A 10644-nucleotide genomic window follows, 5' to 3' on the forward strand; every position below is an offset into this window, starting at 1 on the left:
GAGAGCAGTTTCCTTTTCGTCTACTCGTGAAGTCCGGCGAGGCGGCTGCCGAATCGGGCCAGGAGTGAGGTCTTGCTGGAGCCCCTGCGCTCTTCCCACTGGTCCGCGATACCGAAGAGCCGGTACATGGCATGAACACCCAGCCAGCGGATGGGCTCCGGTTCCCACTTCGGCGCCCGGTAGCCCACCCAGGGAAGCGTGGTCCGTTCGGTTTCCTTCTCGAAGGCGAGCTCCACGAGAGTCCTGCCGCCGACATAGGCCGCCGTGACACCGTGTCCCGCGTAGCCGGTGGACGATCCGATCCCGGATGCCGGGTCCCAGTGCACGCCGCCGTTCCAGTCCCGCGTGACGCCCAGGACTCCCGACCAGGCGTGATCCACCTCGAAGGGGATGCTCGGGAAGAAGGTACTGAGCTTGTGCGAGATCAGGTCGATGGTGGACTGGGCGGTCGCACCGGCTCCCCCCGTGCCGGACCCGAAGCGGTAGGGGACACCACGGCCCCCCATGGCGATACGGCCGTCCGACGTCCGCTGGGAGTAGATGAACGTGTGAGCGGAGTCGTTGAGGCACTGGGGCCCGTCCCAGCCGATTTGCTGCCACGCCTCCTCCGACAGGGGCTTGGTCACGATCATCGAGGAATTGACCGGGATCAGGCTCCGGCGGCCCAGCAGTTGTCCCGAATAGCCTTCAGTGCAGATGAACGTCTTCGCCGCGGTGACACGCCCGTCGGCCAGGGTGAGGGTCCTGCCCTCGACACGGTCCACGCGGCTGCTCTCGTAGATCCTGACGCCCATGGAGGTCAGGGTGTCGGCGAGGCCGTAGACGAGTTTCGCGGGGTGGATCCGCGCGCAGTGCTTGTAGAAGAGTCCGCCGTGGACGGTGGAGATGTTGATCCGGGACTGGAACTCGTCCCGGTCGAGCAGGTGGACTTCGTCGTCGGTCAGCCCGTACTTCAGTTCGGCATCACGCCGGGTGACAAGTCGGCCCAGCCCCGCTCGCGTGTGGGCGGCGACGAGCGCTCCGCCCTTGTGCTGATCGGCATCGATCCCCTCGGCCTCAAGGATGTCCAGGACCGCGTCGACGCCGGCGACGAACTCCTGCTGCAGCGCCCGGCTCGCCTCCAGCCCTCCGCCGGCGCGGGCGAAGGTGGCACGGTTTCCCGGCGGCATGGCCGAGAGCCAGCCACCGTTGCGCCCCGACGCGCCGTAGCCCACCTGCTCGGCCTCGAAGACGGCGACCGAGAGCGACGGTTCGAGCTTCTTGGCGAAGTAGGCCGCCCACAGTCCGGTGTAGCCGCCGCCGACAATGGCCACGTCGACGGAGTCCCGGCCGGTGAAACGGGGGAGCGAGGGCTTCTTGTCGGCCAGTTGGGCCACCCAGAAGCCGAGCTCTCCGTTTCGGGGTGGTGCCGCAAGCGCGTTCATGTCGTGTCCTTCTTCTGTGTCTGGGAACCGTGTGGGCCGGTGCTGGAAGGCGGTGTGGCCGCCGTCGACGGGGCGGGTTGCCCCCGTGATGTACGAGGACTCAGACGACGCGAGGAAGAGGACGGCGGCGGCGATCTCCTCGGGGAGTGGCGAGGTGCCTGAGCGGTGCCGGCGCCGGCCCCGAGGCCCCCCACGCCCGCGGATGGGGGCCTCGCGGCTGCGGACCTGCGCTGGAAGGAGGCCTTCACATGTGCGTTGTGACGTGTGGCCTGGAGTCGAGGCTGTGCTCGGCGCCGAAGCCGTGCGCACGGCCGATGGTTCCCGCATCACGTCGACCGGCACCATCGGCGCTTCGCTACGCGCCGCTACACCGCGGTGCAGATCATCTGGATCTCGACCGGGGTGTTGAGCGGCAGCCCGGCGACACCGATCGCGGTGCGGGCGTGCCGTCCGTTCTCGCCCAGTACCTCGATGAGCAGTTCACTGGCCGCGTTGGCGACCTGCGACTGCTCACCGAAGTCCGGCGTACTGGCCACGAAGACCAGCATCTGCACGATCCGGACCCGGTCCAGATCGCCCACCGCCTGCACAGCGGCTGCAAGGCAGTTCAGCGCCGCATGGCGCGCGAGCTCCTTCGCGGTCTCCAGCTCCACGTCCCGGCCGACAACGCCCTGACCCAGCAACTCACCGTCCCGGTAGGGGAGTTGGCCGGAGATGTGGATGCTGGAGTCCACCGCCCGGTGGTGCACGAAGTATGCGTTGTCGGGGAGGTCGGGCAGCTCCAGTCCGAGGTTCTGGAGCCTTTCCGAAGCCGAGTCGCCCTTGACGGTCTGAGGCAGGGGCAGGCTCATGCCGCCACCGCCTTGCTGTGGACCATTTCCTCAGTCCTCCTGTTCTCGGGTTCTCCAGTTCTCCGCTCGGACGTCAGGGGCGCGGCAGGCCGAAGAGGACCGGGAGGTCGGCGATGTCGGTGATCCGCTCGTAGCCGAGCCAGTGCTCGTCGTGCTCCCAGCCGCGGTCCATGTACACCTTGTTCTTGATGCCCATGATGGCCGCGGAGCGGTGGTCGTACATGGGGCTCGCGGAGACGTGCACGAGCTCGTCGGGTGTCACGCCGAGCTTGTCAAACGTGTACTCGAAGGCGCGGAGTCGCGGCTTGTAGACGCCCATCTCCTCGGCGCTGATGACGTCTGCGAACGGGGCCTTGAGGTTCTCCGCGAGACGCACGGCGTGCGCGGTGTCGCTGTTGGTGATGATGACCAGCGGGACCGCCTCGGCCAGGCGGTTCAGCGCCTCGGTTACACCGGGGTACGGGCCCCAGGTGGGGATGGTCTCGTACACCGCCCGCGCCTCGTCCTCGCGGTACTCGAGACCGACGCTGCGCGAGGCGCGTTCCATGGAACGCGCGACGACCTGGTGGAACGGCTGGTACGCGCCCGTGCACTCGTCGATCCGGTACGCCTTGCAGATCCGCAGGTACTCATCGGCGACCTCGGCCGGCAGTCGGTCGCCCAGGACCTCACGCATCGTGTCGTTGATGCTGAACTTGATCAGCGTTCCGTTCATGTCGAACGTCACGAACTTGGGCTTGATGTCGAATGCCACTGGTCCTCCTGTGTGTTTAAGTGGAACAGCCTGACGTTGTGGTCGATTGTCGACCATCCGTCTGGTCGATTGTCGACCAAACACGTCTGGGCTGTCAACAGCGTCAGAGGAGCGCCTTGGGGCAGGGCGGCGCCGACCCCCTTCCGTGCGCATGAGGTGATCCACCGGAGCGGCCCACTCGATGACGTCGATGCAACCGGCGGAGGTATAGTCGACAAACGACCAAGTGGTCGGTAATCACTGAGGGAGGGCCACGGGGTGGACCACAAGTTCGAGTGGCAGGAGCAGCGGACGACGACGCCTGAAGGTGTCTACCGCACACTGCGTGCCGCCATCCTCGATGGGACCGTGCCTCCTGGTGGCCAGCTGCGCGAGGCGCACATCGCCGCGGATCTCGGCATCAGCCGGTCCCCGCTGCGCGAGGCGCTGACCAAGCTGGAGGAGGAAGGCCTCGTTGTAAAGATCCCCTACCGTGGGGCGTTCGTCGTGGAGGTGAGCGCTCGGGAGGTCGCCGAGATCGACTCGGTCCGGCTGCGTGTCGAGCCGTACGCCGCTGAGCTCTCGGCCGAAGCACTGCGCGGTCCTGAGCGGCCCCAGTTGCTGCAAACCGTCGAGGATCTCCGCCGGGCCATGGAGAAGGACGACATCCCGGCCAGCATCGACGCGCACCTCCGATTCCACAGGCTCTTCTACGACCTCTCGGGCCACGGCGTCCTGCAGAGTCTCTGGAGCGGCTGGGAGACCAAGCTGCGCCTCCACCTCAGCGTCGACCACCGCACCTACAGCGACGACCCGCAGCAACTGGTCGTCGAGCACGAGAGGTTGGCCGCCGTTGCCCTGGGCGGCGACACCGACGCGTTCCGCCGGGAACTGGCTGCCCATTTCCCCATGGGGCTGGGGGCCAAGACGGAAGATCCGGGGGAGCCCGCGTCCCGGCATGTCTGAGGCCATGCCGCCTGCGTGAAACATCCAAGCCTGCTCGCCACTGCGTCGACGCCGCTGCGTTCGGTGATCGAGGTGTGCGACCACGGGCAGGCATCGGTGAAGGGTCCGCCGGTAGGCGTATGCCGGATCGAGCGGCTGCGTCGAGTCCTGGGTGCCTCCTGTCGTGGCCGCGATCGGTCGGCTTCCGGCCGGCAACTGCCGCGCGCACGGTGACGGACCCGCCCGCGCACCGCGACCAGGCAATGCGCCGATGTCGCCGACTCCGTTCGGGGTGGGGCAGCTGCGGCCGGTCGCGGCTGGTGAGGTGCATGCGTAACCGTTGATCGGCGTGCATTCCGGCGGCGCCGTCCGCGCCGTGCCGAGGTTGCCGACGTATCTGCGGGCGACTCCCCCTGGAGCGCGGTGTCGCGAGGCTCTGGGACGCGGGCCGCGTTCGCTGTGCCGTTGAACGGCAAGCGCTGACTGGTAGTCAGGTCGGGCGGATCAAGAGGGTCAAGCGGGTCAGCGGGTCAAGGGGCGAGAGGGTCAAGGGGTTCACTCATCGCGCACTGGCCATGCGATCGAGATCGAATCTCAGTCTTGACAAGGTCTAAACTGGGGTTTAGTTTTCAGGCTCCTTGAGTAGGTGTGCGTGGCCTGGGTGGGTTTTATTCATGGGGGTCGGCTGCTGCACCTGGCCCTGCTGAAATCGGAGTTGAACATGAGGTGTTACGACTGCCTCCAGGAGGCGCGCAGCGACACCACCGGCATCGGTGTGTGCTCGCGCTGCGGTTTGGCCACCTGTGAGAACCACGCCCGCGTACGACAGGTGCAGGTGACCCGCCAGATCGGCATGGGTGCTGCGTACGGCCGCATCCCGGCACGCAGGGTGGTCTGCCACACCTGCGACATGGCCGAGACGGCGCACTGACCCGCATGGTGCGCTTGTCGCACCGCATCATCGGTCGCCGAACGCGCGCTGCCCGTCCGAACACCCCGTTCTTGGCCCGCCCGGATGCCGTCCCGCACACCGGTGCGGCGTCCGGGCCTCAGTCGCGGCCACGGTGGGTGCGCCGTGCTGGAGGCGTGACTGTGGACGGCAGAGTATCCATGATGTCCTCGCCGGCGGTCGTCCCGGCACGGTGATGGGGCCGGCGTTCCTCCCGGCCCGCGAGTGCCCGTAGGCACCCGGTCGGTCCCGGACCCGCCTGGCGCCTCACGCCACAGGCGCATCCCTGAACGGCCGCTGCGCGCTTGCCCTGAACCGCCACAGCGCACTCCCGAACCGATTCCGCGGCCGCGTTCGAGGTTGAAGTTCGTATTGACAGTGCTCGACGGACAGCCATATGGTCGACAAACGACAATAGGTTGACGGTTTTAAGCCACCATAGGGGGTTTTGTCGCCGCCTTTACTCGAGAGGAGAGCCGAGTGCAGATGATCAAGAACCATGAGACTTCGGCAGCGAACACCGACTCGGCTTCCGATCGGCTTCAGGCCCTGGGGCTGGCCCTTCCCGAGCTTCGGGAGAACCCGTACTACGTGCACCACCGGACGGTGGGCTCCAGCATCTACATTTCGGGCCAGCTGCCTTACCGGGACGGTTGGCTGCTGGGGCAGGGCACTGTCGGCAGGGGCATCGACCTCGAGACGGCGCGGTCATTCGCGCACGATGCCGTGCTGAACTGCCTTGCAGCCGCTGTGCAGGCGGTGGGCGATCTGGACCGGGTCCGGATCGTGCAGATGCTGGTCTTCGTGGCCAGTACGCCGGACTTCGGTGAGCAGTCGCAGGTCGCCAACGCGGCCAGTGAACTGCTCATCGAGGTACTGGGCGAGAACGGACGGCACGCCCGCACCGCGATCGGTGTCGCCGGGCTGCCGCTCAACAGTCCGGTCGAGATCCAGATGGTCATCACCGCTGCGTAGGGCGGCCCCGACGGCGGTGTACCCGAGTGCGCGCGATGTCGCGGGGCACGCGCGTTCGGCATCGAGGGGAGTCAGCACCCGTGCCCCTCGACCATTTCCCCTCGATCGTTCCAGGTAGAACCACAAGGAGGGCAGCGTGAATCAGCTGCAACGAGCACTCGACGCTCTGGTCGAGCGGATCGACACCCCCGCGCCGATCGTGCTGGTCGACGTCATGCAGGGCAACATCGACCGCATGCAGGGCTTCGCCGACCAGCACAACATCAAGGTCAGACCGCACGTCAAGACACACAAGTGCGTGGAGATCGGTCGGCGCCAGATCGAGGCCGGCGCGGTCGGGATCACCGCGGGAAACGTCGGTGAGGCAGAGGTCTTCGCCGCGGCCGGCTTCGGCGACATCTTCCTCGCCTACCCGATCTGGGCCGCGGGAACGAAGAAGCCCCGGATCCGCCGGCTCGCCGAGTCCGGCCGGCTGCGGGTGGGCGTCGACAACGTCGCGGCGATCGAGGCCCTCGCCGACGCGATGGGAGACGAACCGGACCGCCTGCAGGTGGTGATCGAGGTCGACTGCGGCGCCCGTCGTTCCGGGGCGCCGCCCGAGCTCGCGGGCGACCTCGCGCTCGCCGCCCGCAAGCGCGGTCTGGTGCCGGCGGGTGTCTTCACCTATCCCGGACACGGCTGCGCCGGTCGCGGCGCTCGCCGGCGTGCCGCGCAGGACCAGGAAGCCGCGCTCACCACCGCGGTACGCAGCCTCGAAGGCGTCGGGGTCACCGCACAGGTGGTCAGCGCCGGCTCCACGCCCACCGTCGAGTTCTCCACCAGCAGCAGCGTGATCACCGAGATCCGTCCCGGCGAGTACGTCTTCGGCGATCTGAACAACGCCCGGCTGGGTGCTTGCGCGGAGGACCAGATCGCGCTGTTCGTCGCCGGGACCGTGGTCAGTGACTGGGTCCCCGACCAGGTCATCCTCGATGTGGGCAACAAGGCCCTCAGCAAAGAAGGCAGCCCCGAGATCGGCTACGGCGGCATCGCCGGCACGAAGGCGGTCCTGTCCAAGGTCAACGAGTACCACGGGTTCCTCCCGCTGCCGGACGGCGATTTCCGCCCCAGCGTCGGAAGCGTCGTACCGGTGGTGCCCAACCATGTATGCCCCGTCGTCCTCGGTTTCGAGGAACTGATCGTCACCGACAGCACGGGCACGTCGCTGGAGCGGTGGCCGGTCGACGCCCGCGGATTCCTCAACTGACCGGCACGGACGAGACCCCCGTCCTCCCCAAGCCCCCACCCTCGACCGACCTCCCCCGTAATGAGGAGTGCCTGACATGAGACTCAAGAACGTCACGGCCCTGGTGACAGGCGCCAGCAGTGGCATAGGGCAGGCGGTGAGTTCCCACTTCCGCCGTGAGGGCGGGCGGCTCCTGCTCACCGGCCGCAGGGAGCGGCTCGACAGCGCTGAGCCCGACGATCTGTACGTTCCCGGAGACCTCAACGACGAGACGTTCGTCGAGCACCTGGCCAAGCAGGCCGCAGAGACCTTCGGCACCGTCGACGTCGTCGTCCTCAACCACGGCCTGCAGGCCGACGGTCCGCTCACCGAGATGGCCTGCGACGACGCGAGGAACGTGCTCGAGAGCAACCTGCTCAGCGCGTTCCTGGTGATGAAGCACTTCGCCCCGCTGATGCCCGAGACCGGCGGCTCGTTCGTCTGCGTCAGTTCACGGCTGGGCATGGTCGGCATGTCCGGGCAGGTCCTGTACTCCGCCGCCAAGGGGGGCCTCATCATGCTCGCCAAGGGCGCCGCGATCGAATGGGCCCCGCGCAACATCCGGGTCAACGTCGTCGCTCCGGGTCTGACCGCCACACCGATCATCGAAGCGGCGTTCCAGCGCAGGCCTGACCCCGAGGGCTACCGCCGTCAGCGCGAGAGCACGATCCCGCTCCAACGCCTCGCCACCCCTGAAGAGGTCGCTGACGCGGTGCTCTTCTTCGCCTCGCAGGAGTCGTCGTACGTGACCGGATCGGTCCTGACCGTCGACGGCGGGTACACCGCCGGCTGAACACCCTGCTGGGCATCACCAGGAAGGGTCTGAACGACCTGTTCTCGGTCGCTCCTCCTGCCTCGGGCGTCCGCCGATTGCGGCATGAACTGTCGAACAAGCGTCGAGCACGTGCCCCATTCGCCTGCCCCACTCGAACGGCGTCACCCTCAGTGCGCCCGTGCCGACAACCGTATCCGAGCCACCCGGCCACCTCGGCACCAGCCACGATGCCTCGTATCGGCCTCCGCACATCGGGAACGGGCCATGCCCACGAGCGTGTGTCAGATGCCGCTCGGCAGCAGCTCGTCGACCGTGGCCGCGGCCACCAACTTCTCAAGCTCCAAAAGGAAAGACATGTCGCTCCTGAAGGCCATCGACACCAATCCCTCCTTCACGCCGCGAGAGTCCGGCCCGCTTCCGGAACGCCTCATTTCCGGCAACCCTGCTTTTCGGACCTGGGCCCAGGACGTCGCCCGTGGGGAGTCGATCCATACGGGCGTCTGGGAAGCGACGCCCGGCGAGATGCGCTCGATCAAGGGCGAGACCTTCGAGTTCTGCCACATTCTCTCCGGCATCGTCGAACTCACACCCGAAGGCGGCGAGCCGGTGATCTACAAGGCCGGCGACAGCTTCGTCATGAAGCCGGGCTACGTCGGCGTCTGGAAGACCATCGAAACCGTGCGCAAGATCTACGTGACCGTGACGTGATGCCGATGCCCGGCCCCGATCGCCTTCAGGGTTTACGCGAAGCCACCTGCTGAGCAACGCCGCCGGGGCCGATGGTCCGCTCGGCCCGTCCCTCAGCCGTAGGCCAGGATCTGCTTCATCCCTCACCAGAGCCCTCATTGCTCCGGCTCTGCTGAGGACCACCCCCACTCCGCTGGTCACCCCCTGTCCCGGCTCCGGTTTCCCCACCGCCACCCACCCGGTCACCCGGCCGACGTCGCTCCGGTGACAAGGGCGTCGGGGACTTCGATCCACGGCGAACACGCGCCCCAAACGGCGATCGGCAAGGCAAGCGGGCGATGTTCTGTCCGCGTTCGCCGCCCTGCCCCCCCCGCATGCGAGGTAAAGCCCCCGCACAGCTGGTCCCATGCGTCCCCAGATGAGGAGTATTGCCATGAGTGATGCCCAGATCGGTCGAAGAGCGCTCCTGCGCGGAGCAGGCGGCCTGGCCGCCCTGGCCGCTCTTCCCTCCCTCGCCGCCTGCGGCACCGGCTCCAGCCGGACAGCCGGTGGGAGTGGTGGCAAGGGCGGCAAGACGGTGGTCGTCCGTGACAGTGGCGGTTCCTACGGCGCGGCCCTGCAGAAGGCGATCTACACGCCGTTCACGCAGGAGACCGGCATCGGGGTCAAGGTGCTGAACCTGGACGACGCCCCGCTGCTCGCCCAGATCAAGCAGGGCCGTCCGCAGTGCGACCTCATCAACAACTCGATGATGTCGCACACCAAGTACGTCAAGCAGGACGCCCTGGAGGCGCTGGACCTCGACCGGATCAAGAGCGTGAAGAGCGCGAAGATACCCGAGGCCCAGGTCACGGACCATGCCATCGGCCACAGCTTCTACGGCCAGTGCATCGCGTACCGCACGGACGCCTTCGACGGCCGCAAGCCGGAGTCGTGGGCGGACTTCTGGGACACCAAGGCGTTCAAGGGTGCCCGTGCGATGGTCAGCCCGGACGGTGACCTGCCGGAGCTGGAGTTCGCGCTGCTGGCCGATGGTGTGCCGATGGACAAGCTGTACCCGCTGGATGTGGACCGTGCCTTCAAGGTGCTGACCCGGCTGCGGGGCGACATCAAGAAGTTCTGGGACAGCGGCCCGCTCCCCGGCGTCCTGCTCAGCCGCCAGGAGGTGACGATGTCCACCGTCTGGGACGGCCGGATCGCTGATCTTCAGAAGCAGGGCGTCCCGGTGGAGCGGCAGCTCAACGGCATGCGCCGCCAGTTCTCGGGCTACGCGATCGCCAAGGGCGCGGCCAACGCGGACAACGCCTACCAGCTGATGGACTTCGCGCTGCGTGCTGAGAGCCAGGCTGCCCTGGCCAAGGCGTTCCCGTCGAACCCGTCCTCTCCGGTGGCTTACGCCAAGCTCACCGAGGAGGAGCGCAACGCGCTCGCGGGTGCGCCGAAGTACTACGACAAGGGTTTCGATGCGGATGCCGACTGGTGGCTGAAGAACGAATCGGCCGTCACCAAGCGCTGGTTGGAGTGGGCTCGTGGCTGAATTCGGTATCACGGCAGCGTCGGTGAAGGTGGCCGGTAACAAGCCGGCCACCGCGACCGGCAAGGCGCTGTCGGTAGTGGCACTGCGCAAGACCTACGGCGACGTGGTCGCCGTCGACGAGGCGTCGATGGAGATCGCGGCGGGGGAGTTCGTCACCTTCCTCGGCGCCTCCGGGTCGGGCAAGACCACGACGCTGATGATGATCGCCGGGTTCTGCGAACCCGACTCCGGCACCATCACGGTCGGCGGCCGTGACGTCACCCGTCTGGCGCCGCAGAAACGGGGCCTTGGTTTCGTCTTCCAGCAGTACCTGCTGTTCCCGCACATGACGGTCGCGGAGAATGTCGCTTTCCCGCTGACGCTGCGCGGCGTGCCGAAGGACGAGATCCGTCGGCGTGTCGGGGAGACGCTGGAGATCGCGGGCCTGTCCGGGTTCGGCGGCCGTAAGCCGCGTGAGCTGTCCGGTGGTCAGCAGCAGCGTGTCGCCCTGTGCCGGGCGCTGGT

The 10644-nt window shown here is 67.4% G+C and carries 11 protein-coding genes and 1 pseudogene; 9 read left to right on the plus strand and 3 right to left on the minus strand.

Going from position 1 to position 10644, the window contains the following annotated elements; translation table 11 throughout:
- Positions 1-20 precede the first annotated feature (20 nt).
- From ACFY9S_RS34525 to ACFY9S_RS34535, 3 genes are all read right to left on the minus strand, one after another.
- The gene (locus ACFY9S_RS34525; RefSeq protein ID WP_391136606.1) at positions 21-1628 is read right to left on the minus strand and encodes an FAD-dependent oxidoreductase; all 1608 of its coding nucleotides are present in this window, start codon (positions 1626-1628) and stop codon (positions 21-23) included.
- Positions 1629-1789: 161 nt separating this feature from the next.
- Positions 1790-2275 carry an Atu1372/SO_1960 family protein gene (locus ACFY9S_RS34530; RefSeq protein WP_391136559.1) on the minus strand — a complete coding sequence of 162 codons (486 nt, stop codon included), beginning with the start codon at positions 2273-2275 and terminating at the stop codon, positions 1790-1792.
- 73 nt (positions 2276-2348) lie between these two features.
- Positions 2349-3029 (minus strand): haloacid dehalogenase type II, encoded by a 681-nt coding sequence (locus ACFY9S_RS34535; protein WP_391136562.1) that lies wholly within the window; start codon positions 3027-3029, stop codon positions 2349-2351.
- A gap of 258 nt (positions 3030-3287) precedes the next feature.
- Between ACFY9S_RS34535 and ACFY9S_RS34540 the strand changes: the two genes are divergently transcribed.
- The 9 genes and pseudogenes from ACFY9S_RS34540 to ACFY9S_RS34580 all read left to right on the plus strand — a co-directional run.
- Complete coding sequence (locus ACFY9S_RS34540; RefSeq protein WP_391136565.1) at positions 3288-3974, plus strand: FCD domain-containing protein; 687 nt, start codon at positions 3288-3290, stop codon at positions 3972-3974.
- Between the two features lie 700 nt (positions 3975-4674).
- A complete protein-coding gene (locus ACFY9S_RS34545) occupies positions 4675-4884 on the plus strand; it encodes a DUF2180 family protein (protein WP_391136568.1) in 210 nt (69 codons plus the stop codon).
- A 504-nt stretch (positions 4885-5388) separates the two neighbouring features.
- Positions 5389-5877: an Atu1372/SO_1960 family protein gene (locus ACFY9S_RS34550; protein ID WP_391136609.1), complete on the plus strand. Its 489-nt coding sequence runs from the start codon at positions 5389-5391 to the stop codon at positions 5875-5877.
- Between the two features lie 136 nt (positions 5878-6013).
- Positions 6014-7123: an alanine racemase gene (locus tag ACFY9S_RS34555; protein WP_391136571.1), complete on the plus strand. Its 1110-nt coding sequence runs from the start codon at positions 6014-6016 to the stop codon at positions 7121-7123.
- 76 nt (positions 7124-7199) lie between these two features.
- The gene (locus tag ACFY9S_RS34560) at positions 7200-7934 is read left to right on the plus strand and encodes an SDR family oxidoreductase (RefSeq protein WP_391136574.1); all 735 of its coding nucleotides are present in this window, start codon (positions 7200-7202) and stop codon (positions 7932-7934) included.
- Positions 7935-8180: 246 nt separating this feature from the next.
- Positions 8181-8624 (plus strand): cupin domain-containing protein, encoded by a 444-nt coding sequence (locus tag ACFY9S_RS34565; protein WP_391136577.1) that lies wholly within the window; start codon positions 8181-8183, stop codon positions 8622-8624.
- A gap of 151 nt (positions 8625-8775) precedes the next feature.
- A pseudogene (locus tag ACFY9S_RS34570) lies at positions 8776-8985 on the plus strand (IS110 family transposase); the annotation flags it as partial.
- A 51-nt stretch (positions 8986-9036) separates the two neighbouring features.
- Positions 9037-10140: an extracellular solute-binding protein gene (locus ACFY9S_RS34575; protein ID WP_391136580.1), complete on the plus strand. Its 1104-nt coding sequence runs from the start codon at positions 9037-9039 to the stop codon at positions 10138-10140.
- Positions 10133-10644 (plus strand): ATP-binding cassette domain-containing protein (locus ACFY9S_RS34580; protein ID WP_391136583.1); only part of this gene is annotated, 512 nt, incomplete at its 3' end. The genes ACFY9S_RS34575 and ACFY9S_RS34580, both read left to right, overlap by 8 nt.

It is taken from the genome of Streptomyces sp. NPDC012474, assembly GCF_042955185.1.
In the GTDB taxonomy this organism is placed as follows: Bacteria; Actinomycetota; Actinomycetes; order Streptomycetales; family Streptomycetaceae; genus Streptomyces; species Streptomyces cahuitamycinicus.

Coding starts and splice junctions, on each gene's coding strand:
- ACFY9S_RS34530 (WP_391136559.1), bottom strand. CDS start 2,275: ATGAGCCTGCCCCTGCCTCAGACCGTCAAGGGCGACTCGGCTTCGGAA.
- ACFY9S_RS34545 (WP_391136568.1), top strand. CDS start 4,675: ATGAGGTGTTACGACTGCCTCCAGGAGGCGCGCAGCGACACCACCGGC.
- ACFY9S_RS34550 (WP_391136609.1), top strand. CDS start 5,389: ATGATCAAGAACCATGAGACTTCGGCAGCGAACACCGACTCGGCTTCC.
- ACFY9S_RS34560 (WP_391136574.1), top strand. CDS start 7,200: ATGAGACTCAAGAACGTCACGGCCCTGGTGACAGGCGCCAGCAGTGGC.
- ACFY9S_RS34565 (WP_391136577.1), top strand. CDS start 8,181: ATGCCCACGAGCGTGTGTCAGATGCCGCTCGGCAGCAGCTCGTCGACC.
- ACFY9S_RS34575 (WP_391136580.1), top strand. CDS start 9,037: ATGAGTGATGCCCAGATCGGTCGAAGAGCGCTCCTGCGCGGAGCAGGC.